This is a genomic window from Sphingomonas sp. 179-A 2A2 NHS, assembly GCF_045371305.1.
GTDB lineage: Bacteria > Pseudomonadota > Alphaproteobacteria > Sphingomonadales > Sphingomonadaceae > Sphingomonas.
In genome coordinates this window covers 334,719-360,882 of the sequence record NZ_JBIQDE010000004.1, presented here as the reverse complement: position 1 = coordinate 360,882, position 26,164 = coordinate 334,719, and the positions used below count along the sequence as shown (strand labels likewise).

Annotated in this window: 25 protein-coding genes; 10 read left to right on the top strand and 15 right to left on the bottom strand. The window is 63.9% G+C overall.

What is annotated here, in order from left to right:
* Positions 1 to 69: 69 nt before the first annotated feature.
* Together ACH0AE_RS11200 and ACH0AE_RS11195 are read right to left on the bottom strand one after the other, a co-directional pair.
* A complete protein-coding gene (locus tag ACH0AE_RS11200; protein WP_365927815.1) occupies positions 70 to 1,590 on the bottom strand; it encodes an MFS transporter in 1,521 nt (506 codons plus the stop codon).
* Entirely contained in the window at positions 1,587 to 2,414 is an 828-nt protein-coding gene (locus tag ACH0AE_RS11195) for an SDR family NAD(P)-dependent oxidoreductase (RefSeq protein ID WP_294442735.1), read from the bottom strand. The genes ACH0AE_RS11200 and ACH0AE_RS11195 overlap by 4 nt, the downstream gene beginning before the upstream one ends.
* Before the next feature lie 140 nt (positions 2,415 to 2,554).
* Here ACH0AE_RS11195 and ACH0AE_RS11190 point away from each other — a divergent pair, with 140 nt between their 5' ends.
* Positions 2,555 to 3,343 (top strand): SDR family oxidoreductase, encoded by a 789-nt coding sequence (locus ACH0AE_RS11190; protein ID WP_294442736.1) that lies wholly within the window; start codon positions 2,555 to 2,557, stop codon positions 3,341 to 3,343.
* A gap of 69 nt (positions 3,344 to 3,412) precedes the next feature.
* Here the strand turns inward: ACH0AE_RS11190 and ACH0AE_RS11185 are convergent, their stop codons facing one another.
* The 4 genes from ACH0AE_RS11185 to ACH0AE_RS11170 all read right to left on the bottom strand — a co-directional run bounded on the left by ACH0AE_RS11185 (position 3,413) and on the right by ACH0AE_RS11170 (position 8,985).
* The gene (locus ACH0AE_RS11185; protein ID WP_406875743.1) at positions 3,413 to 4,360 is read right to left on the bottom strand and encodes an RcnB family protein; all 948 of its coding nucleotides are present in this window, start codon (positions 4,358 to 4,360) and stop codon (positions 3,413 to 3,415) included.
* Positions 4,361 to 4,479: 119 nt separating this feature from the next.
* Positions 4,480 to 6,072, bottom strand: a complete 1,593-nt coding sequence (locus ACH0AE_RS11180; protein WP_294442738.1) for an AMP-binding protein — start codon at positions 6,070 to 6,072, stop codon at positions 4,480 to 4,482.
* Positions 6,069 to 7,667 carry an acyl-CoA synthetase gene (locus ACH0AE_RS11175; RefSeq protein WP_294442739.1) on the bottom strand — a complete coding sequence of 533 codons (1,599 nt, stop codon included), beginning with the start codon at positions 7,665 to 7,667 and terminating at the stop codon, positions 6,069 to 6,071. Before ACH0AE_RS11175 ends, ACH0AE_RS11180 begins: the two co-directional genes overlap by 4 nt.
* A gap of 58 nt (positions 7,668 to 7,725) precedes the next feature.
* Positions 7,726 to 8,985, bottom strand: coding sequence for an acetyl-CoA C-acetyltransferase (locus ACH0AE_RS11170; RefSeq protein WP_294442740.1), 1,260 nt, complete (start codon positions 8,983 to 8,985; stop codon positions 7,726 to 7,728).
* Between the two features lie 74 nt (positions 8,986 to 9,059).
* Here ACH0AE_RS11170 and ACH0AE_RS11165 point away from each other — a divergent pair, with 74 nt between their 5' ends.
* The 3 genes from ACH0AE_RS11165 (at position 9,060) to ACH0AE_RS11155 (ending at position 12,344) form a co-directional block, all read left to right on the top strand.
* Entirely contained in the window at positions 9,060 to 9,665 is a 606-nt protein-coding gene (locus ACH0AE_RS11165) for a TetR/AcrR family transcriptional regulator (protein ID WP_406875742.1), read from the top strand.
* 8 nt (positions 9,666 to 9,673) lie between these two features.
* Positions 9,674 to 10,621: an NADPH:quinone oxidoreductase family protein gene (locus ACH0AE_RS11160; RefSeq protein WP_365927824.1), complete on the top strand. Its 948-nt coding sequence runs from the start codon at positions 9,674 to 9,676 to the stop codon at positions 10,619 to 10,621.
* Positions 10,622 to 10,727: 106 nt separating this feature from the next.
* Positions 10,728 to 12,344: a choline dehydrogenase gene (locus ACH0AE_RS11155; protein WP_294442743.1), complete on the top strand. Its 1,617-nt coding sequence runs from the start codon at positions 10,728 to 10,730 to the stop codon at positions 12,342 to 12,344.
* Between the two features lie 67 nt (positions 12,345 to 12,411).
* Here ACH0AE_RS11155 and ACH0AE_RS11150 read toward each other — a convergent pair whose 3' ends face one another.
* From ACH0AE_RS11150 to gap, 3 genes are all read right to left on the bottom strand, one after another.
* Positions 12,412 to 13,605: a phosphoglycerate kinase gene (locus tag ACH0AE_RS11150; RefSeq protein ID WP_294442744.1), complete on the bottom strand. Its 1,194-nt coding sequence runs from the start codon at positions 13,603 to 13,605 to the stop codon at positions 12,412 to 12,414.
* Positions 13,530 to 14,009, bottom strand: a complete 480-nt coding sequence (locus ACH0AE_RS11145; protein ID WP_406875741.1) for an MOSC domain-containing protein — start codon at positions 14,007 to 14,009, stop codon at positions 13,530 to 13,532. The genes ACH0AE_RS11150 and ACH0AE_RS11145 overlap by 76 nt, the downstream gene beginning before the upstream one ends.
* A gap of 103 nt (positions 14,010 to 14,112) precedes the next feature.
* Complete coding sequence (gap, locus tag ACH0AE_RS11140) at positions 14,113 to 15,117, bottom strand: type I glyceraldehyde-3-phosphate dehydrogenase (protein ID WP_294442747.1); 1,005 nt, start codon at positions 15,115 to 15,117, stop codon at positions 14,113 to 14,115.
* A gap of 150 nt (positions 15,118 to 15,267) precedes the next feature.
* Here gap and ACH0AE_RS11135 point away from each other — a divergent pair, with 150 nt between their 5' ends.
* The 5 genes from ACH0AE_RS11135 to ACH0AE_RS11115 all read left to right on the top strand — a co-directional run bounded on the left by ACH0AE_RS11135 (position 15,268) and on the right by ACH0AE_RS11115 (position 17,798).
* The gene (locus tag ACH0AE_RS11135; RefSeq protein WP_294442748.1) at positions 15,268 to 15,426 is read left to right on the top strand and encodes a hypothetical protein; all 159 of its coding nucleotides are present in this window, start codon (positions 15,268 to 15,270) and stop codon (positions 15,424 to 15,426) included.
* Complete coding sequence (locus ACH0AE_RS11130; RefSeq protein WP_294442750.1) at positions 15,426 to 15,752, top strand: cell division protein ZapA; 327 nt, start codon at positions 15,426 to 15,428, stop codon at positions 15,750 to 15,752. The genes ACH0AE_RS11135 and ACH0AE_RS11130 overlap by 1 nt, the downstream gene beginning before the upstream one ends.
* A 152-nt stretch (positions 15,753 to 15,904) precedes the next feature.
* Positions 15,905 to 16,465 (top strand): 5-formyltetrahydrofolate cyclo-ligase, encoded by a 561-nt coding sequence (locus ACH0AE_RS11125; protein WP_294442751.1) that lies wholly within the window; start codon positions 15,905 to 15,907, stop codon positions 16,463 to 16,465.
* Entirely contained in the window at positions 16,462 to 16,668 is a 207-nt protein-coding gene (locus tag ACH0AE_RS11120; RefSeq protein ID WP_294442752.1) for a DUF2842 domain-containing protein, read from the top strand. The genes ACH0AE_RS11125 and ACH0AE_RS11120 overlap by 4 nt, the downstream gene beginning before the upstream one ends.
* 32 nt (positions 16,669 to 16,700) lie before the next feature.
* Positions 16,701 to 17,798 carry a PA0069 family radical SAM protein gene (locus ACH0AE_RS11115; RefSeq protein WP_294442753.1) on the top strand — a complete coding sequence of 366 codons (1,098 nt, stop codon included), beginning with the start codon at positions 16,701 to 16,703 and terminating at the stop codon, positions 17,796 to 17,798.
* Positions 17,799 to 17,812: 14 nt separating this feature from the next.
* Here the strand turns inward: ACH0AE_RS11115 and ACH0AE_RS11110 are convergent, their stop codons facing one another.
* Positions 17,813 to 18,658: a transporter gene (locus ACH0AE_RS11110; protein WP_294442754.1), complete on the bottom strand. Its 846-nt coding sequence runs from the start codon at positions 18,656 to 18,658 to the stop codon at positions 17,813 to 17,815.
* Positions 18,659 to 18,736: 78 nt separating this feature from the next.
* Positions 18,737 to 22,228, bottom strand: a complete 3,492-nt coding sequence (dnaE, locus tag ACH0AE_RS11105) for a DNA polymerase III subunit alpha (RefSeq protein WP_294442755.1) — start codon at positions 22,226 to 22,228, stop codon at positions 18,737 to 18,739.
* Between the two features lie 89 nt (positions 22,229 to 22,317).
* On the opposite strand from dnaE, the gene ACH0AE_RS11100 reads away from it, so the two are divergent.
* A complete protein-coding gene (locus ACH0AE_RS11100; RefSeq protein ID WP_294442756.1) occupies positions 22,318 to 22,893 on the top strand; it encodes an HdeD family acid-resistance protein in 576 nt (191 codons plus the stop codon).
* Positions 22,894 to 22,946: 53 nt separating this feature from the next.
* Here ACH0AE_RS11100 and ACH0AE_RS11095 read toward each other — a convergent pair whose 3' ends face one another.
* The 4 genes from ACH0AE_RS11095 to ACH0AE_RS11080 are packed head-to-tail and all read right to left on the bottom strand — an operon-like array spanning position 22,947 to position 25,933.
* Entirely contained in the window at positions 22,947 to 23,426 is a 480-nt protein-coding gene (locus tag ACH0AE_RS11095; protein WP_294442757.1) for a glutathione peroxidase, read from the bottom strand.
* Positions 23,423 to 24,019, bottom strand: coding sequence for a GNAT family N-acetyltransferase (locus ACH0AE_RS11090; protein ID WP_294442758.1), 597 nt, complete (start codon positions 24,017 to 24,019; stop codon positions 23,423 to 23,425). Before ACH0AE_RS11090 ends, ACH0AE_RS11095 begins: the two co-directional genes overlap by 4 nt.
* A complete protein-coding gene (locus ACH0AE_RS11085) occupies positions 24,016 to 24,690 on the bottom strand; it encodes an ABC transporter ATP-binding protein (protein WP_294442760.1) in 675 nt (224 codons plus the stop codon). Before ACH0AE_RS11085 ends, ACH0AE_RS11090 begins: the two co-directional genes overlap by 4 nt.
* The gene (locus ACH0AE_RS11080; RefSeq protein WP_294442761.1) at positions 24,683 to 25,933 is read right to left on the bottom strand and encodes a lipoprotein-releasing ABC transporter permease subunit; all 1,251 of its coding nucleotides are present in this window, start codon (positions 25,931 to 25,933) and stop codon (positions 24,683 to 24,685) included. The genes ACH0AE_RS11085 and ACH0AE_RS11080 overlap by 8 nt, the downstream gene beginning before the upstream one ends.
* Positions 25,934 to 26,164 lie beyond the last annotated feature (231 nt).

The following is a 26,164-nucleotide window of genomic DNA, read 5'->3' as shown; positions in this document are numbered from 1 at the left end:
AACGGTGTTTGCGCGCCGACGAACGGTCGTTTCGTCGCCTCTTCACGGCAAAACCCGCCCGTTTTCAGCTCAGGGAACCGGTTCGATCCGCTCCGAATCGAGCGCCTGCATCCTCAATGCCTCCAGCCGCGCTGTATGTTCCGCTCGCCCGAACGGGAACGCGCGGTAAGTGAACGCGGCGGCCAAAGCCAGGGTGGTTGCAGCCAGGATGTAGATGATCGTCAGACGATCAATCACGCCGACCGGAACCTGCCCGGGGATCGCCTTTGCCGGGAAGTTGGCGACGGCTAGGATCAGGCCGGTCAGGAAGATGCCGACGCCGCTGGTGCACTTCTGGATGAAAAAGCCGCCGGCGAAGAACACGCCTTCCGATCGGCGACCGGTGCGCTGTTCCGAATCCTCCACCACGTCCGCCATCATGGACGAACCCAGGATATGCGCCGTCACGCTGGCCGCCGTCGCGATCGCCAGCATCGCAAACAGGATCGGCAACATGGCCGGGTTTTCCGGCGTTGGGAACATCCCGCCAAGCCGTAACCAGTAAGGCGCAGTGCCGATCGCCACCGACAGGATCGCAGCAGTCGAGGCAACCTTCGGCTTGCTTGCAACCTGCCCGAGCCGGGGCGCAACGACGAAAGCAACCAGCACGCCGCCGAACAGCGAGAAGCTTAGCGGCACGAACGTCGGCACCGTCAGAGAACCGATCGACACCGCCGTGAAGCGCCACACGTACGTGTAAAGGTAATTGGAGATCGCATAGGTGATCCCCTGGTTGGTGAACACAAAGAGGCCGGCCAGCATCAGGATCAGGAACGCGCGATTGTGCAGCGTCTCGCGCAGATCCGCGAAGTGCTTTCCGAGCGATTGCTTCTCCAACACTGGCTTGGGAAGGTTCGGGATCTCCCGATGCGTGCCGAGCGCGGACGTAAGGATCGCGACGCCCATGAACAGCGCGCCAGCGATAGCGAAGCCCTTGTATCCCGCGCGGTTGAGCAGCCCGTTCGGGAACTCCGGTGTGGGGGAAAGGAAGATCCAATAAGCCGCAATCAGCATGATGAGGCCGCCAGCCCACCCGAACAGGAAGCGATAGGCCATGATGCGGGTACGCTCGTCATAATCGGAGCTGAGCTCCGCAGCCATCGCCTGGCTAGGCACCTCATAGGCGCTGACCGCACTTCGCACGAGCACTGCCATGACGAACAACCAGCCAAGCACCATCGCTTGCGAACCCTCGGGCGGGTTCCACAGCAACACCCAGCCGAGCATGATTGGGAGCGTCGCTCCATAGAGCCAAGGATGGCGCCGTCCCCACCGCGTCTGCGTGCGATCGGAGAGCATGCCTACCGTCGGATCGATGAAAGCATCGATGATGAGCGCCAGCATGATCACGAACCCGACGGTTGCCGCCGGCACGCCGATCACCTGATTGTAGAACAGAAGAAGGAAGGTGCCGAAGCCCGAGTCCTTAACGCCGTACGCAGCTGCGCCGAAACCATAGCTGGCCATCGTGCGACCGCGCAGCCGCCTGGGGCTAGGCGGCACGCTCGTCGGAGTGGCGACGGCGGCTCCGGTTGCGATCGAGGCGCTCACAGAAACGACTCCAAGGCCGCAAAGAGCCCGGGCTGTTCCGGATCCCAGCTCGGCCGCGTGCCGATCGTGATACCGCCGTCCACCACCAGATGGGTGCCAGTGACAAAACCTGCTTCATCGCTCAGCAGATAGGCCACGGCAGCCGCGATATCCTCTGGCCGCCCCGCGCGCGCCACAGGCTGCGCCTTCGCGGCAACCTGGGCGATTATCTGATTGGCGCGCTCGCGCTGCTCCTCCGGCACCTCGAGATGCCGGGTGAAGATATTGGTCGTGATGAAGCCGGGTATCACCGCGTTCACACGCACGTTGATCTTGGCAAGATCGGCTGCCGCCATCTTCGAGAGATGCAGGACGCCGGCCTTGGCGGTGGAATATGCGGTCGGCGCATATCCGGTGCCGAGCGCCGATACCGACGACGTGTTCACGATCGCCCCGCCGCCGCGCTTCGCCATCAGCGGCGCGGCATAGCGAATGCCGAGCGCAACGGAGCGCAGCAGCAACGACTGTGTGCGGTCCCAATCCTCCGGCGAGATCTCGTCAATCTTCTCCGGGGCTCCGCCCGCGCCGGCGTTGTTGAACAACACGTCGAGCCCACCGGCCGAGTCGGCCGCCTCCATCAGCGTTCGAATGTCGTCCGCCTCAGTGACGTCGCAGCGGCGGAAGCTGATCTTGCCGTTGGAAGTGGCAGCAAGGTCTTGTCCCGCCGCCTCGTCGATATCGCCGATCCACACATCAGCGCCCTCCTCCGCCAGGCGGAGCGCGGTGGCGCGCCCGATGCCGGAAGCCCCGCCAGTGACGACGGCTCGCTTACCCGAAAACCGCATCCTCGATCCTATCATCTCGTTTTTTCGGCAGCATAGTATGGCACTTATCCACGTCAATCTGTCACGGTTCGAATTTGCGGTAGGGCGGTTGCTCGTCGTCGGACGCCGCGCTAGGCGCGCGATGGAACGGGAGTGAAATGATGAGCTTCAATAATCTCTTCAGCCTCGAGGGCCGCACCGCCCTCGTCACCGGCGGCAGCCGCGGGATCGGTAAGATCATCGCGCGCGGCTTCATCGAACAAGGTGCCAAGGTGTACATTTCCTCACGCAAGGTGGCGGCGTGCGAGGAGACCGCGGCCGAACTCGGGTCAAACTGCATCCCCCTGCCGCAGGACATCTCGACCGTGGAAGGCTGCCGCGCCTTGGCCGCAGCAATCGCGGAGCGGGAAGATCATCTCGACATCCTGGTGAACAACGCAGGTGCCGCCTGGGGCGTGCCGTTCGAGGAGTTCCCGGAAAGCGGCTGGGACAAGGTGATGGACCTGAACGTCAAGTCCCCGTTTTTCCTGACCCAAGCATTGCACGGGCTGCTGAAAGCCGAGGCAAGCTATGACAAGCCCTCCAAGGTGATCAACATCACCTCCATCGACGGCTTGCGGCTGAACCCCTGGGATACATACAGCTATCACGCATCGAAGGCTGCGTTGATCTATCTGACCAAGCGGATGGCGGCGCGACTGATCAAGGATGCGATCATCGTCACCAGCCTCGCGCCCGGCGCCTTCGCTAGCGAGATGAATCGGGCCGCGCGCGATCACGGTGATGAAGTGGCCAAAGGCATTCCGATGCAGCGCATCGGCAATGAAGCCGACATGGCGGGTGCCGCGATCTTCCTCGCGAGCCGCGCCAGCGATTATGTCGTCGGCGATACGCTCGTGGTGGACGGCGGCGTCGTCAACGCGTCGCTTGGCCGCAGCCTGGACGCCTGACGCCAAAGGGGCGGTGGCCGGCTTCCGCCAACCACCGCTCCTCCGGACGAACATCAGTTTGTTACGAACCTACCAGAAGATGTCGTTGATCACATCGACCACTTCACCCGAGTAGACATCTACCAGCAGCGCATCATTGTAGTAGCGCACCCAGCGATAGGGACCGTCCGCCTCCGGCAGACGATAGGCCCACGGATCATTGATCCAGTAGTTCTGGGCGAACAGAACCGATGACAACACCGCGCCTATGCCAAACTGGCGATAGCCATAGTCCCAGCCGGACGGCGCATAATAACGCGGCAGGCGGAAGGCATTTCGGTTGGTGGCGCGCCAGCGATTCCAATCGTAGCGCGTGTCACGTCGCCAATCGCGATTCCACCCGCGGCCATCGTTGTAAAGCCAATCGGAGTTCCAGCCGCGACGCTCGTCGCGACCGCCATACCAGCGATTAGCATCGACCCGGTCGCGGCGGTCCCGATCCCAACGGCGTTGGTCGTTCCGGTCGGCGCCGCTGCGGTCCCAGCCACGCTGTGCGTCGAAGCGACGATCTGGCTGACGATCGGGCCGTGCGCCGCTGCGACCATCAGGTCCACGGTTCCAGCCGTCCGGGCGCGCGCCGAGCGGCGTGTCCACTCGTTCGCGCGGCAATCGCGGCTGAGTGGGCGTCACAGCGCCAGGCCCAGGTTGCGGCCGATCAAAGCCTCGGGGCCCGCTATCACCGCGCGGCCCCTCGGGGCGTTGCCCCTGGAAGCGCGGGATCGGCGCTTCATTCTGAGCGCGCGGCTGACGCTGCTCGAACCCACCAGGGCGCTGCGCGCGCGGTGCGAACGATTGTGGCCGCTCGCCCCGCTGCTGCCAGCCGCCGCCCTGCCGCGCCTGACGCTGCGGCGCGCCGAAGCCGCCCGACGGCCGACCCTGACCGCGCTCCATCCGCGGCCCGCCGCGGTCCTGCGCGACGGCTGCTGCTGGCATGATCGACGCCGCAGCGAGCAGCGCCGCCAAGATCTTCCTACCCATTCTGATTTCACTCCACTGCCGGCGCACTTTGCCGGCCCTGCTGATGAAACCCTTATGGACGAGCCGTGGCGACTGTCGGCTGAACCGACATGTCAGCATTGCGAAAGAATTTAGTGCCGTCAGGCAACACCAGCGAGTTGCTTGGCCCGCGCATAGTCCGCTTTGCCGTTTGGTGCGCGCAGCGACTGGTCGGTTGCCACGATCAGCTTCGGCAGTTTGTATCCGGCAAGCCGGGTGCGAAGCGAGTCCCGGGTCACATCTTCGTCGAAGCCGGCCGATGACTGAACGACTGCCGCGACCGCCTGGCCCCATTTCGGGTCCGCCATGGCGAAAACTAGCGCATCCTCGACCTTTGGGCAAAGCTTCAGCGCTTCCTCGACTTCTTCCGGGAAGATCTTTTCTCCGGCCGAATTGATGCAGGCGGAGCCGCGGCCGAGCAGTATGACGCTGCCGTCCTCCGCCACCTGCGCGTAATCGCCAGACACGGTGTATCGCAGTCCGTCGATCACGCGGAAAGTGCGCGCGCTCTTTTCAGGATCCTTGTGATATTCGACGGGATTAGGCGGGCCGAGCACCACCTTGCCCGTCACCCCCGATCCGGGCACCACATCCTTGTCATCATCGTCCAGCACCCGGCAGCGCGGGCCCACGACAAACTTTGCCGTTTCCACCGTGCCATCCTTAGTGGTCAGTGACACGCCCATGCCGATTGCTTCGGACGAACTGAAATTGTCCTGGCAAGTCGCGCCGGGCATGTGGCGGATCAGCCCGTCCTTCACGCCTTGCGTCCACATCACGCCGGACGAATTGATAAGCTGCATCGATGACACGTCCCACCGCCCGGGTTCGGCATCGAGCGCCTCCAGGATCGGTCGGGCGAAGGCGTCGCCCACCACCACCAGCCGATTCGCCTTCCAGCGGTGGATGGCATCCAGCGCCTCTGTCGGCTGGAAGCTGCGGCTCGGCAGGGTGGCAACGAAGCCACCGGCAAGCAGCGAACCGTAGGAGGTGAGCAGGCCGGTGCCGTGCATCAGCGGTGGACCACAAACGGTGCGCGGATAATCCGGATTGGCCGCCGCGAATGCCGCGGCCTCCTCCACCGAGGTCGGCACCGGAAGTCCTGCCGCTGCCGCCGCACCGTGGGCGATGGCGTTCAGGTCCGCATGGGTCCACACTACGCCCTTCGGCATGCCGGTGGTGCCTCCGGTGTAGATGAAGAACCGGTCCTGCGGATCGCGTGCGATGCCGAGCGGCGCACCGTCGCCAGCAATCAGATCATCGAACGCTTCAGCGTAGGCGGGCGGCGCGCTATCGCCACCAATCTCCACATAGGTGCGCACCAACGGCGATCGATCGACCACCTCGGACACGCAATCGCGCAGCCGTGCATCATAGACCAGCACCGCCGCGTCACTGTCGGCCAGGATGTACGCAAGCTCGTCCGCGACATAGCGGTAGTTGACGTTGACGTGCGTGCCGCGCGCCTTCCAGCACGCCATCAACGCAATCAAATAGTCAGCTGAATTATAAGCGTAAAAGGCGAAGCGGTCTCCGGGTTGGAGACCGCGATGGATCAGGGCGCGCGCCAGGTTGTTCGACTGGATGCGGAGCCCATCCCAGTCGATTACCTGCTCGCCATGGGCCAGCGCCACCCGGTCACCCGGCACGGCGGCCCCGACCGCCTCGATCAGGTCACCGAAGTTGAAGCTCATGCCGCCTGCTCCGAAGGAGACGGCGCCGTCTCGGCGGGCTTGGTCTTGCCCCAATATTCGTCGCGGAGCAGCCGCTTGTAGAGCTTACCGGTGTCATGACGCGGCAGCTCGGCGCGGAAGTCCCACCGGCGCGGGCATTTCACGTGGCTGAGGTTCGCGCGCGCAAATTCGGCGAGTTCGCTTGCCAATGCTTCGTCATCCGCGCCCGGATCCTTCGGCTGGATCACCGCGACCACCTGCTCGCCCATTTCCTCGTGCGGCGCGCCAATCACCGCCACATCGGCCACCTTGGGATGCGTGATCAGCAAATTCTCGATCTCGGCCGGATAGATGTTTACCCCGCCCGAAATGATCATGAAGCTCTTGCGGTCGGTGAGGTAGAGATAGCCTTCCTCATCCATCCAGCCCACGTCACCCAACGTCGTCCAGCCCTTGGCGTTGGTGCTGTCCTTCGTCTTCTCGGGATCGTTGTGATAGCTGAACGGCGCCGCCCCGGTGGGGTTCAGCTCCGTCACCGGCGCCTCGAAGTATATCGTTCCCTCGGTACGCGGCGGCACTTCATTGCCGTCCTCGTCGCAGACGTGGGTGATCGTGGTCAGGTTCCGGCCGACCGATCCCTTATGGGTCAGCCATTCGGGCGACAGGATGTTGTGGAAGCCATTGCCCTCGGTCCCGGCATAATATTCACCGATGATGGGGCCCCACCATTCGATCATCGCTTCCTTAACCGGGATCGGACAGGGCGCGGCAGCGTGCCAGACCGCCTTCAGCGAAGAAACGTCATATTTCTCGCGCACTTCCTTCGGCAGCTTCAGCATGCGGATGAAATGGGTAGGAACCCACTGCGCGTGCGTCACCTTGTAGGTTTGGATCGCTTCCAGCGCTTTCTCCGGATCGTAGCGCTCCATCACGATGACCGTGCCACCAAGTTGCTGGACTGCCATCGACCAGCGCAGCGGCGCCGCATGGTAAAGCGGCGCCGGCGAGAGGTAGACCATGTCCGGGTTGAAGCCGTACAGCCCTTGTCCGATCATCATCAGCGGCGAGACGTTCTCGCCATAGGGTTCCTCCGGCAGAGCGAAGCGGACGCCTTTGGGTTTGCCGGTGGTGCCCGACGAATAAAGCATGATCTGGCCCGGGGAAGGATCCGCGATCGGAGTGGTCGGCTGCGCGGCACACGCTTCCTCCCAACTCTGATATCCCTCGATCGCGCCATCGACCATGAACCGGTCAAGGTCGCCGATCATGGGCAACAGCGCTTCCGCACAAGCCGCCGTTCCGTTCGACGCAACGAACGCCCGACATTCACCATCGCGGATGATGTACTCCGCCTCCCCCGCCATCAGCTTGGACGAGATGCAGGTGAGGTAGACGCCAGCACGTTCGGCTGCCCAGGCAACTTCGAAATAGCGCGGCGAATTATCCATCATCATCGCCATTGCGTCACCCCGTTTCAGGCCGAGCGATCGGATCAGATGCGCGCCCTGGTTCGCGCGCGTGTCGAGCTGGGAGAAGGTGACCGTCTCTCCGGAACCCGCCATGATATAGGCGGGCTTGTCGGGCGTGGCGGCGGCGTGCTTGTACGGATGCGTCATTATTCCCTCCACCGCGGCGGGCACTTTCGGCCCGCTCGCGGCATCTTACGTGCTTCGATCAGGCGGCCAGGCGTTCGACGATGATCGCCGGCGCCATGCCTCCTGCGGCACACATGGTGACCAGGCCGTAGCGCTTTTCCTGGCGCTCCAGCTCGTCGACGATCGTGCCGATCAGGATCGATCCGGTCGCGCCGATCGGGTGGCCGAGTGCAATCGAGCCGCCGTTCACGTTCACCTTGTCACGCGGCAGTTCAAGATCGCGGATGAACTTCTCGGAAACCACTGCGAACGCCTCGTTGATCTCCCACAGGTCGATGTCCTCCTTCTTGAGGCCCGCCTTCTCCAGCACCTTCTTCGCCGCCGGCACCGGCGCATTCAGCATCAGCGTGGGATCATCGCCGACGTTCGCCATCGCCACGATCCGCGCCCGCGGCTTCCAGCCCATCTTTTCGGCATATTCCTTGGACGCCAGCAGCACGGCCGCCGCGCCATCCACCACGCCCGACGAATTGCCGGCGTGGTGGAAATGCTGGATCTCCAGGTCCGGATACTTGCGATTAATCTGCTTGCGGAACGTGTCGCCCGACTTGTTGTACGGCATGTCCGCAAGCGCCGCAAACGACGGCTTCAGGCTCGCAAGTCCTTCCGCGGTGGTCTGCGGACGCGGGAATTCGTCATGGTCCAGGACGACGTTGCCGTCATCGTCCACCACCGGCACGATCGACTTGTTAAACCGGCCCTCAGCAATCGCCTTGGCGGCCTTCTGCTGGCTCTCGAGGCCGGCATTGTCGAGCTGCTCGCGGGTGAAGCCCTCCATGCTGGCGATCGCGTCGCCGCAAATGCCCTGGTGCGACTGCGGATGGCTCAGGTTCAGCCGCTCGTTGCCCGAACCCATGCCCAGCGGCGGCTTGCCGCTCTCCATGTCCTCCTGGCTCATCGCCGCAGTCAGGCTCATCATCTCGGTGCCGCCCGCGATGACGCAATCTTCCATGCCGCTCATGATCTGCGCCGCGGCGAAGTTCACCGCGGTGATGCCGCCGCCGCAGAAACGGTCCAGCGTGGTACCGGATGCCTTGACGTCATAGCCCGCGTCCAGCGCCGCCATGCGGCCCATGTCGCCAGCCTGCTTGCCGCGCTGCGAACTGGTCGACCAGATGATGTCGTCCACCTCGGCCGTGTTCAGGTTGTTGCGCTCCTTCAGCGCCTTCAGCACGGTGGCGGCGAGATGCTGCGGGTGCATGTGCGCCAGCGCGCCCTTGCCCTGCTTCCCGATCCCGCGCGGCGTGCGGACGGCGTCGATGATGTAAGCGTCGGCCATTGCTTCCAAACCTCTCCAAGAATCTCACCCCGACCGGCCCTTTACCGGCGCGGATTTCCAGCATAACCTTCGTTATGGTAGATGGGATGTCAAGCGTGCAGCCAGTTGTTTCCGTTCGGACTCCTTCGGCATCTCGCAGCCCCGACCTCACGCCTCAGGCTTGGCTGGAAGCGGGGCAGTCACTGCTTCGTCGGGGCGGCTTGAGGGCGTTGAAGCTTCGCCCGCTGGCGGAGGAGCTGAAGGTCTCCACAGGCAGCTTCTACCATCATTTCCGCGACTTCGATGATTACCAGGGCAAGCTCGCGGCCTATTTCGCCGAGGACCAGGTAAGCGACCTGATCGCCGCGCTGGAACGCGCGACGCCGGACCCGATCGGGCGCATTCGCCTGCTGGGACAGACGGTGCGGCGGCGCGGATCCTCCCGGCTTGCGGTCGCGATGCGTGCGTGGGCCGAAAGCGATCCGCGAGCGCGCGAGGCGGTGCAGCGCCACGACGCGCTGATGCTCGACTTCCTCGCTCGTAATCTGATGCAGATCGGCTTCACCCGGGCAGAAGCGGAGGTTCGCGCCTACGGCCTCATCACCCTGGGCTTGAGCAAGGTGCACGCTCCCCATCTCGACATGGGCACGTTGTTCGACTCGCTGCTCGATATCATGGTCGCGAAGCCTGAATCGGCATGAGAGCACTGGTGGTATCGAACCTGTCGCCGGATCTCTCCGGCACCGGGCTTGTCGACGTTCCGGAGCCTGCGCCCGCGCCCGGGCAGGTTCTGATCCGCGTGAAAGCGGCAGCGCTCAACTTTCCCGACCTGTTGATGACGCGGGGCGAATACCAGCTGAAGCCGCCGCTTCCATTCTCGCCGGGTATGGAGATCGCTGGCGAGGTACTGGCAGGCGACGGATTCGAGCCGGGCGCAGCTGTCGTCGCTGGCACTCGGCTCGGGGGATTTGCAGAACTCGTCTCTGTTGATGCGACCGCCGTGCGGCGCAAGCCGGCGCATCTCTCCTTCGCGGAGGCCGCCGGTGTCGGCGCGGCGTATCTAACCGCCTACGTCGCGCTTGTGCGCCTGGCTAAGGTCGAGCCCGGCGAATGGGTGCTGGTTCACGGCGCGACTGGCGGTGTCGGCCTCGCGGCAGTGGATCTTGCAAGGGCCCTCGGCGCCAGGGTGATCGCAACATCCCGGTCAGAGGAGAAGCTGCGGATCCTTCAGCAATCCTACCCGGTAGACGCCACCCTGCCCGCCCCCGGCTTTCGTGACGCGGTAAAGGAACTGACCGGCCAGGGCGCGGATGTCATCTATGATCCCGTCGGCGGCGACGTGTTCGACGAGTCGGTGCGCGCGATCGCCTTTGGCGGGCGTCTATGCGTGGTGGGCTTCACCTCGGGGCGGATCGCAACCGTCTCCACGAACATGCCGCTGATCAAGGGCTTTTCCGTTATCGGCGTTCGGGCGGGAGAGTATGGCCGTCAGTTTCCGGATAAGGGTCGGGAAAATCAGGACGCCATCTGGCGCTTGGCGGAAGAAGGGCGGATCCGTCCCCGTGTACACGCCGAGTATCCGCTTGCTGACTGGCGTGCCGCGTTCGAGGCAATGAAGCACAGCCAGATGGTCGGCAAGATCGTCCTCACGCCATAGAGCCCGCCAACCTGTCAGGGTGGCGGAGGCAGGTCGATCTCGGTTACCATCAAGGTCATAGCAGTCCCCCGGAATCAGGAGGGAATAATGCAAAGTGGAGGGGAAGATGCCGGGTTTTGATTATGTCATCATCGGCGGTGGCTCGGCCGGCTGCACGCTCGCGGCACGCCTGAGCGAGGATCCGGCCGTTAGCGTCTGCCTACTTGAGGCCGGCGGCGCGAACAAGGAACTTCTGGTCCGGATGCCGGCGGGCGTTGGCAGCCTCATCAAGGCCAAGGGCAAGCACAACTGGGGCTTCTGGACCGAGCCGGAGCCGCACCTCAATAACCGCCGCTTATGGTGGCCGCGCGGCCGCGGCCTGGGCGGCTCGTCCTCGATCAACGGCATGGTCTACACCCGCGGACACCCACAGGATTTCGACGAATGGCGGCAGCTTGGGCTCACCGGGTGGTCATGGGAGGATGTGCTTCCTTATTTCCGCAAGCTGGAGGGTCACCACCGGATCGACGACTTGCATGGCGCAGACGGCCCGCTGACGATCTCCGGCGGGGAAAGCGACAGCCCCTTTCATGACGCGCTGATCGAGGCAGGGCGCCAGGCCGGCTACCCGGTCTGCGACAATTTCAACGGCGCCAATCAGGAGGGCTTTGGCCGTTACGACCTGACGATCGCCAACGGGCAGCGCTGGTCGACGGCCGCCGCTTATCTGCGGCCTGTTTCGGAGCGCAAGAACCTGACGGTCATCACCGATGCGCGCACCATGGGAGTGGTCACGTCGGGCGGCCGCGCTGTGGCAGTGGACTATATCAAGGACAAGACGATCCAGCGCGTCGAGGTCGACGGCGAAGCTATTTTGTGCGCCGGTGCAGTGCAGAGCCCGCACATCCTGCAACTGTCCGGCATCGGCAACGGCGCCGCTCTCCGCGACGTTGGCGTAAAGCCGGTCCATGACCTCCATGGCGTCGGCGAAAATCTGCAGGACCACCTCGACATCATCATGAGTTGGTACAGCCGCGGGCTGATGACCGCTTTCTCCTCTACCAAGGGGCTGCGGCAGCTGCGCGTCGGCTTGGAATATCTCACCCGCGGCACGGGGCTCGGCCGCCAGCAGTTCCTGGAATCAGGCGCGTTCATCTGCTCGCGCGAAGGCTTGTCGCGTCCTGATGTCCAGATCCACGGCGTGCTCGCAATCATGAAGGATCATGGCAAGACTCGCGTGAAGGCTGACGGCTTCTCGCTTCACCTCTGCCAGCTTCGACCGGAAAGCCGGGGTCGGATCACGCTAGGGTCCAGTGATCCGATTGCCGATCCGCTCATCTATGCCAATTATCTAGCGAGCGAGGTCGACCGGCGAGTCATGCGCGACTGCGTCCACATCGGCCGGGAGGTCGCCTACCAGGCAGCTCTCGATCCCTATCGGGGCGAGGAATTTGCGCCAGGCCGCTCGGTTCAGTCGGACGATGAGATCGATGCATGGGTCCGGGCGAACGCCGAGACCATCTATCATCCGGTGGGTACCTGCAAAATGGGCACCGACGGAGACAAGATGGCCGTGGTGGACGAGCAGCTCCGGGTTCGTGGGCTGCAAGGGCTCCGGGTCGTAGACGCGTCGGTCATGCCGACGCTGGTCGGGTCGAACACCAACGCACCGACCATCATGATTGCCGAAAAGGCAGCAGACATGATCCGTGGGGTGTCGAAGCCAAGCGCCCTCGCCGCCTGAACGAAAAGGCTCCCGTTCCTGCGGCGGAACGGGAGCCTTTTCGCGGTTCAGCGTCGTCGCGGGAGAGTTACTTCCGCATCAGCGCCGCGACGCCGGGCAGCTCGCGCCCTTCCATCCATTCCAGGAACGCGCCGCCCGCCGTCGAGACGAAAGTGAAATCGTCCGCCACGCCGGCGTGGTTCAGCGCCGCCACCGTGTCGCCGCCACCGGCGACCGATACCAGGCTGCCGTCCACTGTCAGCGCTGCCGCCGTCTTGGCCAGCGCCACCGTTGCCGCATCGAACGGCGGCGTCTCGAACGCGCCCAGCGGCCCGTTCCACACCAGCGTCCGGCAATTCTTCAGCACGTCGCCCAGCGCCTCGACGGCGGCCGGCCCGACGTCGAGGATCATCTCGTCCGCGGCCACCTCATGCACGTTCACGGTGCGCGTCGGCGGGTTGGGCTTGAACTCCGTCGCGACCACGACGTCATAGGGCAGATGGACGGTGCAGCCGGCGCGATCGGCCGCTTCCATGATCTCGTCGGCGGTGCCGGTCAGGTCATGCTCGCACAGGCTCTTGCCGACATTGACGCCGCGCGCCGCCAGGAAGGTGTTGGCCATCCCGCCACCGATGATCAGGTGATCGACCTTGCCGACGAGGTGCTTCAGCACGGCGAGCTTCGTCGACACCTTGGCGCCGCCGACCACCGCGGCCACCGGATGCTCCGGCTCGCCCAGCGCCTTTTGCAGCGCGTCGAGCTCCGCCTCCATCGCGCGCCCCGCATAGTCCGGCAGCTTGTGCGCCAGCCCCTCGGTCGAGGCATGCGCGCGGTGCGCCGCCGAAAAAGCGTCGTTGACGTAGATGTCGCCCAGCGCAGCAAAGCGGTCGACCACCGCCGGATCGTTCTTTTCCTCGCCGCCGAAGAAGCGCGTGTTCTCCAGCACCGCGATATCGCCCGGCTGCAGCATCGCGACATTCGCCGCGTCGCCTTCCCAGTCGATGTAGCGCACCGGGCGACCCAGCACCGCCTCATAGGGCTTGACGATCTGCGCCAGCGACAATTCGGGGCTCGGCACGCCCTTGGGGCGGCCGAAATGCGCCAGGATCAGCACGATCGCGCCCTTGTCGGCGAGTTCGCTAACGGTCGGAACGGTGGCGCGAAGCCGCGTGTCGTCGGTGACATGCCCGTCGGCGAACGGGACGTTCAGGTCCTCGCGGACGAGTACCTTTTTGCCGCGGATGTCACCGATGTCGTCGAGCGTTCGGAATGACTTGGCCATGATTCCTCGATCCTGATTTCATCACCGACGGCAATATGGCCGCCGCTTATTACCATCGCGCAGGCGCCGCCGCGCCAGTCGGGGGTCAGCGCCGCGCGCAATCCATCGGCCAGCGCCTCCATCCGCTCGCACGGATCGCATTCGCGCGTGATCTCCAGGACCACGTGCGCGCCGATCCGCACCCGGCAACCCGCCGTCTGCGGCAGGTCGAGGCCGTCGACCAGCAGGTTCGCGCGCCGCTCTTCCCAGCTGATGGCGTGCGCGACATCCGCCATTGCCCGGTCCCAGTCGCCGCGCTCGATCAGGGTGATCTGCCGCCTGTACGGCTTGCCCTTCATTGCGCCGCGAAAATCACCGACGATGCCGCCCTCGGGCGTCACCTCGGCATTGGTCAGCACCTCCATGGGTGCTCGCGATCGCGCATGGCGCGCGATTCCGACAAGTATCCCGTTTGCCATGCGCATATCGCGTGATCGCCCCGGCGTGACACCAGGGCGACCCGACGGATCAGCCCAGCTTCGCCATCAGCGTGGCGGTGTCGACCATGCGGTTGGAGAAGCCCCATTCATTGTCGTACCAGCTGACGACACGCACCAGCTTGCCGTCGATCACCGCCGTCTCCAGGCTGTCGACGGTCGACGAATAAGGCGTGTGAACGATGTCGATCGAAACCAGCGGCTCGTCGGTGAAGTGCAGCACGCCCTTCATCGGACCCTCGGCGGCCGCCTTCAGCAGCGAATTGACTTCCTCGACACTGGTGTCGCGGCCGGGGGTGAAGGTCAGGTCGACGAGGCTGCCGTCCGGGGTCGGGACGCGGATCGCCGAACCGTCCAGCTTGCCCTTCAGCTCCGGCAGCACCTCGCCCACCGCGCGCGCCGCGCCCGTGGTGGTCGGGATCATGCTCATCGCTGCGGCGCGGGCGCGGCGCAGGTCCGGGTGGATCTGGTCGAGGATCTTCTGGTCGTTGGTATAGGCGTGCACGGTGGTCATCAGGCCGCGCTCGATGCCGATCGCATCGTTCAGCACCTTGGCGACCGGCGCCAGGCAGTTGGTGGTACACGATGCGTTGGACACGATCGTGTGCCCGGCCTCCAGCTTGTCGTGGTTCACGCCGTACACGACGGTCAGGTCGACGTTCTTGCCGGGGGCGGAGATCAGCACCTTCTTGGCGCCGGCGGCAATGTGCTTCTCGCACGATGCACGATCGGTGAAGAAGCCGGTGCACTCCAGCACCAGGTCGACGCCCAGTTCCTTGTGCGGCAGGTTCGCCGGGTCACGCTCTGCGGTCACGCGGATGTGCTTGCCGTCGATCACCAGGTCGTTGCCGTCGGCCTCGACGGTGCCCGGATACTTGCCGTGGACGCTATCGCGGCTGAACAGCCAGGCGTTCGACTTGGCGTCAGCGAGATCGTTGATCGTCACCAGCTCCAGATCGCTGCCGCCCCGCTCCAGCATCGCGCGCGCCACCAGGCGGCCGATGCGCCCGAAACCGTTGATCGCAACCTTCGTCATCTCGCCGACTCTCCCTTGGCGCGGAATTCTCGCGCGCCTTTGAGCGCCGGAGGCGCCGCGCGTCAACCAGTGGTCGCCCTCATAACGCGGTGAGGGCTTGCCGTTACCCGGGCGCGATCCTAATCCGGGATAATGACGGAAAGTGACGCTGTGACGCGGATCGACGCCGCGATCAGGCGCATTGAGGCGGCGGTCAACCGCCGTGCGCAGGAGACTGCAGCCCTGCGTCAGCGCCACGAGGTGCTGCGCGAGGAGGTGGCTGCCGCCATCGCCGAAATCGACGATCTGGTCGCGAAGGATGCCCGCTGATGGCGCGCGTAATGCTCGAAATCGGTGGCAGTCGCTGGCCGGTGAATTGCCGCGATGGTGAGGAGCCTCAGGTTCAGCGGCTCGGCGCTATGCTCGACGAACGCTGGGAGCAGGCGCAGCGCGCCGCCGGTGACGGCGGCACTGCGCGCGTCCTGCTGCTGATCGCGCTGATGCTCGCTGACGACTTGGTGGAGACGCAGGGTCACCTTTCTCAGGCTCAGGAACGCGCCGCGCAGCCTGCGTCGGATGGCGCGGTACTGGCCAGTGTTGCCGATATCCTCGAAGAGCTCGCCGAAGCTCTTGAGCACGAGCCCGCGAGTGACTAGATCGGTCGCGACGGGAACTGCCCGGTGCGAGCCTGAACATATCCCTGAGGCTATTCATCATCCACGGGGGCTGTCCCTGCCCGGGCCCTGGCCCGACGTACATGGTCCCCACCTGACGTACTGGGCGTCAGAGGATATCCCGGCAAACGGCCATGGCGGTCCCGTCACCCTTTCCTTCTGACAAGCGCACGATCCGTGCCGTCGCTCGCGCTGCGCGGGACGCGTTGGGCCAAGACCGTCCGGCGATCGTCGTGCCCGCGGCGTTTCGCAGCTTGCTACGGCCCGGCATGATCGTTGCGAGCTACGTACCGTTCGGTAGCGAAGCTGATCCTTCGCCACTCGCCCAAGCCGCTCTCGAAGCCGGCTGCACGATCGCTTTGCCCTATGTTGTCGATCGCGCCACGCGGATGCGGTTCCTCTCGTGGAATCACGGCGACTTGCTCGCTGCCGGACCGTATGGGTTGCAGCAGCCGTCATCCGACGCCGCTGAGGTGGCGCCCGACCTCATCATTACTCCACTAGTGGCGTTTGACCGTGGTCTGGGCCGCGTCGGCCAGGGTGCGGGATATTACGATCGTGCCTTCGCACATTTTCCACAGGCGTTTCGCGTCGGCATCGCTTACTCCGTGCAGGAAGTGGCGCAAACCCCGGCTGATCCGTGGGATGTGCCACTGCACGCCATCGTCACCGAAAAGGAATGGATCACGCCATGAACGCCTCCTGGCGCAAACCCGTCGGCATGCTCATCATCCTGGCGCTCATCACCCTGTGGTGCGCGCTGATTATCAGTTTCTCGAGCACGGTCGGCGCGTGGCATTGGGCGCTCCAGTTGGTGTTCTACCTCGTGACCGGGATCATCTGGATCACACCGTTGAAGCCGCTGCTGCGCTGGATGGAACTCGGCCACTGGCGTTGACGCGCAACTGATGTTCGCTATATGTTCCGCGGATGGCGCAGGTCGGCGGACAAGTTACGGGAAAAAGAGCGGTGCGCGGTGCGACGCTGAATGCCGAAAGCACGCGCTTCAACCTCTCCCAAACCGAGGCTGACGGTGATTGGCTGGACGTGCGAGAGGAGATCGATGGCGCCCCGCCCCCGCTCCGTACAACGGTGACGATCGAACGATCGAAAACCATCATCACGCGCAACAGCTCTCCCGATATCCCGTTCGATCGCTCGATCAACCCGTATCGCGGCTGCGAGCACGGATGCATCTATTGCTTCGCCCGGCCAAGCCACGCGTTCCATGATCTCTCGCCCGGGCTGGATTTTGAGACGAAGCTCTTCGCCAAGCCGGATGCCGCCGCGCTGCTACGCGCCGAGCTAGGGGAGCGCAGTTACGTGTGCCAGCCGATGGCGCTGGGAACGAACACTGATCCCTATCAGCCGATCGAGGGCAAGTGGCGGATCACCCGCAGTATCATCGAGGTGCTGGCGGAATGCGATCATCCGCTGGTGATCACGACCAAGTCGGATCGCGTGGTCCGCGATCTCGATCTTCTCACGCCGATGGCCGAGAAAGGGCTGGCAGGTGTCGCCATTTCCGTAACGTCGCTGGATCCCCGTGTTGCGATGACCTTGGAGCCCCGCGCTCCCCATCCGGAGCGCCGTCTTCTCGCCGTCCGCCGCCTCGCTGACGCCGGCGTGCCCGTCTACGTCAACATGGCCCCGGTGATCCCCGCTGTCACTGACCATGAGGTGGAGGCCATCGTAGCACGAGCGGCGGAGGCGGGCGCGCGAGACGTGTCGTTCATACCGGTCCGGTTACCATGGGAAGTGGCGCCGCTGTTTCGCGCTTGGCTCGACACGCATTTCCCGGATCGCGCCGGCAAGGTGATGGCGACCATCCAGTCGCTTCGTGGCGGCAAGGACAATGATCCCGGCTTCTTCAGCCGAATGCGCGGCCAGGGCCCGTGGGCCGAACTGCTGAGAACCCGCTTCGCTATCGCGCGACGCAAAAATGGGATCGAGCAGCGCGCGGCGCGGATAGCCTTGCGCACTGATCTGTTCAAACCACCGCCTGGCGCACAGGGCGAACTGTTCTGATCACACGACGCGCGTCAGAGTCTCTTCGACGCACCTACGAATACCGCGGCACGATCCGCATCCCCGCTGAAGCCGATGCGCGCGCCAAGATCCAGCGCAAGATCATCCTGCACCTCGAGTATAAGACCGGCTGACCCGAGCGCCTGATAATGACTGGCCCGCCCGGCGGGTGCATTGCTGGGGATCGTGCCGACATATTCCACATAGGCGCTCACCGGCCCGGAAACGGGATGCTCGAGCGCGATGCTATGGATCAGGTCCACACCGTAATCGCCAGTCTCGTCGTGATATACGAGATCGGCCTCGATCATCCCGCCTAAAGTGATGTCCTTGGCCAGATCAACGGCGACGGGCATGATAAGGCCCCCCTCGACATGATGGTTGGAGAGGCCGCCGCTGCCCGTCGGCAGCTTGACATAGGGGATTACCCCCAAAGCAAGTCCGTCATGATCATTACCTTGCAGGTTGATCTTGAGACGAAGCATCGTTTCGTCACCAAATCCGCGGGTGACCTCCCGATCCACTCCTGCCCCTTCCGCACGGCGCTGGTACGGCGTGAAAAGTAGCTGCACATCGACATTGCTGCTTAGGCCGTATTGGATGCTGAGCGGCATCACATCGACAGTTTGGGCGCGGTCGCGCTCAAGCGTGTATTCCGCGGCGCTGAGTTCGATCTGCAATCGGCCGGTGTCGATTGTGTAGGGATTGTCAGTGACGTCGGGCCGATCCGTCGTGAATTCGCGCTGACGCGCTGCCTCGGACGCTCGGTCGGATGCGCCCATTTCTACCGGCGGATCAAGTGACTCCTTTTCGACCGGGATGACCGAAGCATTGGCTAGCGCCGCAAGCAGGATCAGCATCGTCCCCTCCCACGCCGCTCGGGCCAGAGCGCTCAACCGGCGTACATGGTGCCGAACAGCTTCAGCGCCATGTGAGCCTCAACTGACGAGGGCAAGCCGGGTTTCGGATTGTCGCATCGCCACTTCGCGCACTCCGGACAAGTCTTCGATCCGGTGCACCAGTTCCAGATCCAGCAAGAAGTCGCGCCCTAGCAACACGGTGGCCTCCCCGCCGTCCACCGGTGCCCGAACGATCACCTCGCCGCGCGCACCTCGCTGATGCTCAAGCAACGCTGCCAGCGCCTGCAGCGCGCTTGGCTCGCTGACCGCAACCTCGATGACGAAGCGGGCCATCGACGCCAGCGTCTCGAACGGTTGTAGCCTTTTAACCGTCACTCGAGGCGTTTCTTCGCCTGGGCGCCGATCCAGTTCGACGGTCGCGAGCCCGCAGCCGCCCGCGCGTGCTGCTTCCTCCAGATCTGCCGCCACCGCATCGTCAAAGCAGGTCGCGATGAACTGCCCGCTCTGGTCGCTGAGCGTCGCCATCAGATAGCGTTTTCCGCGCGCTGAGGTACGCCACCGTGCATCTTCCACCAGTACCGCCATGGTGGCACCGGCTCGGGTACCGTCATCAGGGATCGCGAGTTCCGCGAGCGCCGTATAGAGCCGCGCGCCGTGCGCCTTGGCGAGGTGGGCGTGCCGATCCACCGGATGCGCCGAGAAATAGAAGCCGAACGCCTCTTTCTCCTGCTCAATCCGCTCGGACATGCTCCAGCGAGCGTTAGGCAGCTTGATTGCATCCCCGGCTGGCTCCGCATCGCCGAACAGTCCGTGCTGCCCGCTCGTGCGCGCCTCGTGCTGTCGCGCGGCAACAGCCAGGATCGTTTCGGCGACGGCGAACACACCGGCGCGGTTGGGCTCGATCCCGTCGAAGGCTCCGGCGGCGGCGAGCGTTTCGAGTTGTCGCTTGTTGATAAGCCGCGGATCAACCCGGTGTGCCAGATCGTCCAGCCGCTGAAAGGCGCCATTCTCCTGGCGCTCTGCGACCAGCTTCTCCATTGCGCCTTCACCCACCGACTTCAGCGCGGCCAACGCATAGCGGACGGCAGGACCGTCCTCATCCACTTCCACGTCGAAGTCAGCCTGACTGCGATTTATGTCTGGCGGCAGGTACTTGACCTGCATTCTTCGCATGTCGTCACAGAAGATGGCGAGCTTGTCCGTCTGATGGATGTCGTAGGCCATCGACGCGGCAAAGAACTCGTGCGGGTGATGTGCCTTCAGCCAGGCCGTCTGATAGGCGAGCAGCGCATAGGCAGCGGCGTGGCTCTTGTTGAAGCCATAGCCCGCAAACTTGTCGATCAAGTCGAACAGCGCGTTCGCGCGATCCTTGGGAATTTGATTATGCTTGGCGCAGCCCTCAACGAAGGTCGCGCGCTGAGCGTCCATCTCCGCCTTGATCTTCTTGCCCATGGCACGGCGCAGAAGATCTGCGCCTCCAAGCGAGTACCCGGCCAGCACCTGGGCCGCCTGCATCACCTGTTCCTGATACACGAAGATACCGTAAGTTTCGGCGAGGATCGGCTCCAGCAACGGGTGGGGGTACTCGATTGGCTCAGTCCCCTGCTTTCGGCGGCCGAACGATGGGATGTTGTCCATCGGGCCGGGACGGTAGAGCGAGACGAGGGCGATGATGTCGCCGAAATTGGTTGGCCTTACGGCCGACAGCGTCCGGCGCATGCCCTCCGATTCCAGCTGGAACACGCCGACCGTATCGCCCTTCTGCAGCAGGGCGTAGACAGCCTCGTCATCCCAGGAGAGAGCGTCAAGATCCACGTGGATGCCGCGCTTCTCAAGCAGTTGAAGGGCGCGCTTCAGAACCGATAGCGTCTTCAGGCCCAGGAAGTCGAACTTCACCAGCCCCGCACCTTCGACAAATTTCATGTCGAATTGGGTCACCGGCATGTCGGATCGCGGATCGCGGTAAAGCGGCACCAACTGGGAAAGCGGCCGATCCCCAATGACCACACCGGCGGCGTGGGTCGACGAATGTCGCGGCAGCCCTTCAAGCTGCATCGCGAGGTCCAGCAGGTTCCGGACCTGATTGTCATTGGCGTACTCGCGATGGAGTTCCGCCACGCCATCGATGGCACGCTTCAACGTCCAGGGGTCGGTCGGATGATTGGGCACGAGCTTCGCCAGGCGATCGACTTGACCGTAGCTCATCTGAAGCACGCGGCCGGTGTCCTTCAGCACGGCCCGCGCCTTGAGCTTACCGAAGGTGATGATCTGCGCCACCTGATCACGGCCGTACTTCTCCTGCACGTAGCGGATCACTTCGCCGCGCCGTGTTTCGCAGAAGTCGATGTCGAAGTCCGGCATCGAGACGCGCTCGGGGTTGAGAAAGCGCTCGAACAGCAGGCCAAGCTGCAGCGGGTCGAGATCCGTAATGGTCAACGCCCAGGCGACGACCGAGCCGGCGCCAGACCCACGACCTGGGCCAACCGGGATATCGTGCATCTTCGCCCATTTAATGAAGTCCGCAACGATCAGAAAATAGCCAGGGAATCCCATCTGGATGATGACGTCGAGTTCGAAATCGAGACGCTTACGGTAAGCATCCTGCCAGCCGTCACCAAGCGGCTCGGTAGCAAGTTCCGCGATCCGTTTGAGGCGCGCGTCGAGGCCTGCATGCGCCTCCTCGCGCAGCATCGCCGCCTCACCCTCGCGGTCACCGGCGAGGCTGGGCAGGATCGGTTTCCGCTTGGGCGCTGCCACCGCACAACGTTGCGCCACCACCATGGTATTTGCGATTGCTTCGGGCAGATCCTCGAACAAAGCGCGCATTTCGTCAGCGGGCTTCATCCAGGCGTCCGGCGAGCTCCTCGGCCGGTCCTCGGTTTCGACATAGGTGGAGTTGGCAATGCACAGCATCGCGTCATGCGCCTTGCCGAAGGTCTTTTCCGCGAAGCAACAGGGATTGGTGGCGACGAGCGGCAGATCCCGCGCATAAGCTAGATCGACGAGCGCGGCCTCGGCCCGCTCCTCGGTTTCATCGCCCCGGCGGGCAAGTTCAATGTACAGCCGGTCGGGGAAGAGCCGACCCAATCGATCAAGATACGCCCCGGCGCGATCTGGCTGGTCCTCCGCAAGCAACCGGGCCAGTCCGCCTTCCCCGCCCGCGGTCAGGGCGATCAATCCGTCGGTGAATTCGCTGAGAGACTGGAAGCTGACATGCGGCGGAAGATCGATCGGCCGATCGAGATGAGCGCGACTGACCAGCTCGCATAGATTGTCATAGCCACGCTCGTCCTGGGCATAGAGCGCGATCCAGTCGACGATCGGCGCCACGCCTTCCGGCATGTCAGGTCGCGCGACGCCCAGCATGGTTCCGATAACCGGCTGAACCCCGGCGTCGAAGCAAGCGTCGGAATAGGCCATCGCCGCGTAAAGCCCGTTGCGATCCGTCAGCGCGGCGGCGGGGAAACCAAGCTGCGCCGCGCGCTTCGCGATCGCCTTCGGCTCGATCGCACCGTCGAGCATGGTGTACGAGGAGAAGATACGAAGCGGAACGAACCCGGAATGCGCCATCAACGGACGCTACGCCGATCGGCATGATTCGACCAGCGGAACCGCCGCACCCTTTGCTCGTTTTGCCTGCCAGCACAGGAGCATCTGCCATGACCGATATCGGGCGGAGCGAAGCAGGCGGTCGTTTTGCGTCATCCTCGGGCCCGGGTTGGGGATGGATGATCGGATACGGCGTCATCTCAATCATATTCGGCGCCTTGGCGCTCATCTGGCCCTTCCCAGCAACACTTGCGGCGACGCTGCTCATCGGCGTCGCCTTCGTCGTCTCAGGGATCGTCGCGCTTATCGCGGGAGTTCGTGGCACCGGCGCGGAAAGCCGTGGTTACACGATCATTCTCGGCCTGATCTCAATTGTAGCGGGCGTCATCACGGTCGGCTGGCCACTGACCGGCGCAATCTCCTTAACGCTTGTGCTTGCCGCCTGGCTGTTGGTCCGCGGCATCACCGAGATCGCGTACGCCTTCCGCATGCGTCGTCGACGTTGGATGATGCTGCTCTACGGCGTGGTGAACATTCTCCTCGCTCTAATGGTTGTCGCAACCGTGCCGCTCTCCGCGCTTACCATCCCCGGCTTCATCCTGGGCATGAGCTTCCTGTTCGGCGGCGTGGTGGCGATCATGGCTGGGGTGGATCAGAAATCGGGAACAACAGCTTTCCGTTTCTGACCTGAGATCCCCGCCCGGCTCACGAGCACAGCCGAAATCCGTTCGTGGGCGGCTTACAGCAGCTTTTCGATATCCTTGCGGATGTCCTCGGGTTTGGTCGTCGGCGCGTAGCGCGACACGACCCTGCCCTCCCGGTCGACCAGGAACTTCGTGAAGTTCCACTTGATCGCCTTGGAACCGAGAAGCCCCGGCGCGGCGGCCTTCAATTCCTCGAACAAGGGATCGGCCTGCGGGCCGTTCACGTCGATTTTGGCGAACACCGGGAACGTGACGTCATAAGTGAGTGAGCAGAAGTTGGCGATCTCGGCGGCATCCCCCGGCTCCTGCGCACCAAACTGGTTGCAGGGGAACGCCAGTACTTCGAAGCCGCGATCGCCGAACTCGCGATGCAGCGACTCCAATCCTTCATATTGCGGGGTGAAGCCGCACTTTGACGCCGTATTGACGATCAACAGCACCTTGCCGCGATAGTTTTCGAGAGACGCGACGCTGCCGTCCGCGGCCTTCACCTCGAAATCGGTGATCGCGGTCATCGTCCCTCCTCCTCGTGCCGTGACAAAAGATGCTCGAGATTCTGGCGAACCCCCGGCCATTCGCAAGCGATAATCGAATAGACCACGATGTCGCGCACACGCCCATCCATCACTTGGTGAGAACGCAGAACGCCGTCCCGTTTCGCCCCCAATCGCTCGATCGCGCGCTGCGAGGCGCGGTTGAACCAATCGGTTCGGATCTGCACCGCGTTGCATTGGAGCACCTCGAATGCGTGCCGAAGCAGAAGCAGCTTCGCCTCGGTATTGACGCCGGTGCGCTGCACCGATTTCGCATAGAAGGTGCCGCCGACTTCGACGCGCCGATGCGCCTCGTTCATCCGCATATAGCGGGTAAGGCCGACGATCTTGCCCTCGGGCAACTCAACAACGAACGGCATCGATCGGCCGAAATCGCGCTCCTTGAAGGCCGCCGCCATGAACTGGTCGGGATCCGCCATGTTCGAGACGTTGGCGTAGAAGAGATCGGTAAGCCCGGCTGCGGCAGCCGCGAGCGCGTCCCGGTGTTCCGGTAGAAGCGGTCGCAGCGTGACGTGCCGGCCGACGAGCACCGGCGGATCACGCCACGGGTTCATTCCAGGATGCCCTCGTGCAGGCGGACAACGCGATCCATCTTCGCGGCCAGCCGCTCATTATGGGTCGCGACCAGCGCCGCCGATCCTTCCTCACGCACGAGGCGAAGGAACTCACCGAGCACGCGATCCGCGGTATTCTCGTCGAGATTGCCGGTCGGCTCATCGGCGAGGACGAGTGCCGGTCGATTGGCAAGCGCGCGCGCGACGGCGACCCGCTGCTGCTCGCCGCCGGACAATTGGCTCGGCCGGTGTGTCAACCGATGCGACAAGCCAAGCGCTGACAGAAGGGTCGTCGCGCGCGCTTCGGCCGGCGCCCGCTCCGCCCCGTGGATCAGCTGCGGCAGCACCACATTCTCCAGCGCGTTGAAGTCCGGCAGCAGGTGATGGAACTGATACACGAACCCAAGCCGGTCGCGCCGGACCATCGTGCGGCCATGTGCATCGAGGTTTGCCGCTTCCTCACCGGCGATGCGGATCGATCCGTCGAAGCCGCCTTCGAGGAGGCCTACCGCCTGAAGCAGCGTCGACTTGCCCGAGCCCGACGGGCCCAGCAGCGCCACGATCTCACCAGGGCCAACCGAAAGGTTCACCCCGCGAAGGACCTCAATGGTCTCGCCACCCTGGGTGAAGCTACGCGAAAGCCCGCGCGTCTCAAGAACCGGCTCACTCATAGCGCAGCACCTGAACGGGATCGGTGCTTGCCGCCTTGTACGCCGGATACACGGTCGCCAGCAGGGTCATGAGAGCGGTGATCACGACGATCGCAACGATTTCCACGGGATCCGGCTTTGACGGCAGCTCCGTCAGGTACCGGATCGAAGGATCCCACAGGTTCTGGCCGGTCACGAACTGGACGAAGTTCACCACTGCCTGGCGGTAGAAGAGGAAGATCGCGCCCAGGATCAGGCCGGCAACAATACCGAGCGCACCGATCGTGACACCGACCGTCATGAAGATCCGCATCATTGCCCCGCGTGTCGCGCCCATTGTCCGCAGGATCGCGATGTCGCGCGTCTTGGCTCGAACCAGCATGATCAGAGACGAGGCGATGTTGAACGCCGCGACGAGAATGATGATGCACAGCACGACGAACATCGCGACGCGCTCAACCGCAAGCGCCTCGAACAGCTGCGCATTCATCTGCCGCCAGTCATTGATCACACCGACGCGGCCGACCTTGTCGGCGAGCGGCGCAAGGATCTGGCCGACGCGATCGGCATCCACCGTCTCCAGTTCGATCATGCCCACTGCGTCACCGAGGAGGAGCAGCGTCTGGGCGTCCTCCATCGGCATGATCACATAAGCCTTGTCGAAATCATACACGCCGATCTCGAAAATGGCGGCGACGGTATAATTGACGTAGCGCGGGACGGTGCCGAACGGCGTCGATTGGCCCGCCGGGTTGATCAGCGTGATTTCGGATCCGACGGTCGCCCCAAGTGATTCCGCCAACCGCGAGCCTAGCGCGACCCGGTTCGACCCAGGTGTCAGCGAGCTGATTGTGCCCATGATCACCTTGCTGCCAATCGCGGTATTGGAACGGATATCCTGCACCCGCATGCCCCGCACCAGTACCGCTTCGACACGTCCGTTATAGGTCGACATCAGCGGCTGTTCGACCAACGGCACTGCGCTGGTGACGCCGGGCGTTGCTTCCGCCGCGCGCACCACGTCGCGCCAGTCCGCCAATCGGCCGCCGACCCCCTGTACCACGGCATGGCCGTTCAGCCCGACAATCTTGTCGAAGAGCTCGGCCCGGAAGCCATTCATGACGCTCATCACAATCACGAGCGCGGCCACACCCAGCATCACTGCGCCGAGGCTGAAGCCGGCGACGAGAACGATGAACCGCTCGCCGCGCCCGGGAAGAAGATAGCGCCGCGCGATCGTTCGTTCGTAGCGCGACAGGATCATGGGCAGCGCTCTACCGGCGGCGACGAAGGCTGGCAACGCTGCTGTTGCGGAATCGTCACAGGAGGTGGGCAATCGGTTTAGCTGGCGTTCATTTTCGTGGACGCGCCCGGCGTAGACACATAGCCATACATCACTGGCACACAGGCAAAGGCCGTGGTTCGGGGAAAACGCTCTTCAGTCCCGCCTAGATATGGGCGTGCGGACGAGGGGCGACAAGGGGGCTGACGAGTG

Bases quoted from the DNA above. Each gene is read 5' to 3' on its own strand.
- ACH0AE_RS11115 (WP_294442753.1), top strand. From the start codon at position 16,701: ATGGCGCAGGTCGGCGGACAAGTTACGGGAAAAAGAGCGGTGCGCGGT.
- ACH0AE_RS11125 (WP_294442751.1), top strand. From the start codon at position 15,905: ATGGCGGTCCCGTCACCCTTTCCTTCTGACAAGCGCACGATCCGTGCC.
- ACH0AE_RS11165 (WP_406875742.1), top strand. From the start codon at position 9,060: ATGGTAGATGGGATGTCAAGCGTGCAGCCAGTTGTTTCCGTTCGGACT.
- ACH0AE_RS11090 (WP_294442758.1), bottom strand. From the start codon at position 24,019: ATGAACCCGTGGCGTGATCCGCCGGTGCTCGTCGGCCGGCACGTCACG.
- ACH0AE_RS11145 (WP_406875741.1), bottom strand. From the start codon at position 14,009: ATGGAGGTGCTGACCAATGCCGAGGTGACGCCCGAGGGCGGCATCGTC.
- ACH0AE_RS11180 (WP_294442738.1), bottom strand. From the start codon at position 6,072: ATGAGCTTCAACTTCGGTGACCTGATCGAGGCGGTCGGGGCCGCCGTG.
- dnaE (WP_294442755.1), bottom strand. From the start codon at position 22,228: ATGGCGCATTCCGGGTTCGTTCCGCTTCGTATCTTCTCCTCGTACACC.
- ACH0AE_RS11110 (WP_294442754.1), bottom strand. From the start codon at position 18,658: ATGCTGATCCTGCTTGCGGCGCTAGCCAATGCTTCGGTCATCCCGGTC.
- ACH0AE_RS11130 (WP_294442750.1), top strand. From the start codon at position 15,426: ATGGCGCGCGTAATGCTCGAAATCGGTGGCAGTCGCTGGCCGGTGAAT.
- ACH0AE_RS11195 (WP_294442735.1), bottom strand. From the start codon at position 2,414: ATGCGGTTTTCGGGTAAGCGAGCCGTCGTCACTGGCGGGGCTTCCGGC.
- ACH0AE_RS11095 (WP_294442757.1), bottom strand. From the start codon at position 23,426: ATGACCGCGATCACCGATTTCGAGGTGAAGGCCGCGGACGGCAGCGTC.
- ACH0AE_RS11080 (WP_294442761.1), bottom strand. From the start codon at position 25,933: ATGATCCTGTCGCGCTACGAACGAACGATCGCGCGGCGCTATCTTCTT.
- ACH0AE_RS11100 (WP_294442756.1), top strand. From the start codon at position 22,318: ATGACCGATATCGGGCGGAGCGAAGCAGGCGGTCGTTTTGCGTCATCC.
- ACH0AE_RS11185 (WP_406875743.1), bottom strand. From the start codon at position 4,360: ATGGGTAGGAAGATCTTGGCGGCGCTGCTCGCTGCGGCGTCGATCATG.
- ACH0AE_RS11085 (WP_294442760.1), bottom strand. From the start codon at position 24,690: ATGAGTGAGCCGGTTCTTGAGACGCGCGGGCTTTCGCGTAGCTTCACC.
- gap (WP_294442747.1), bottom strand. From the start codon at position 15,117: ATGACGAAGGTTGCGATCAACGGTTTCGGGCGCATCGGCCGCCTGGTG.
- ACH0AE_RS11175 (WP_294442739.1), bottom strand. From the start codon at position 7,667: ATGACGCATCCGTACAAGCACGCCGCCGCCACGCCCGACAAGCCCGCC.
- ACH0AE_RS11120 (WP_294442752.1), top strand. From the start codon at position 16,462: ATGAACGCCTCCTGGCGCAAACCCGTCGGCATGCTCATCATCCTGGCG.
- ACH0AE_RS11155 (WP_294442743.1), top strand. From the start codon at position 10,728: ATGCCGGGTTTTGATTATGTCATCATCGGCGGTGGCTCGGCCGGCTGC.
- ACH0AE_RS11150 (WP_294442744.1), bottom strand. From the start codon at position 13,605: ATGGCCAAGTCATTCCGAACGCTCGACGACATCGGTGACATCCGCGGC.
- ACH0AE_RS11190 (WP_294442736.1), top strand. From the start codon at position 2,555: ATGAGCTTCAATAATCTCTTCAGCCTCGAGGGCCGCACCGCCCTCGTC.
- ACH0AE_RS11170 (WP_294442740.1), bottom strand. From the start codon at position 8,985: ATGGCCGACGCTTACATCATCGACGCCGTCCGCACGCCGCGCGGGATC.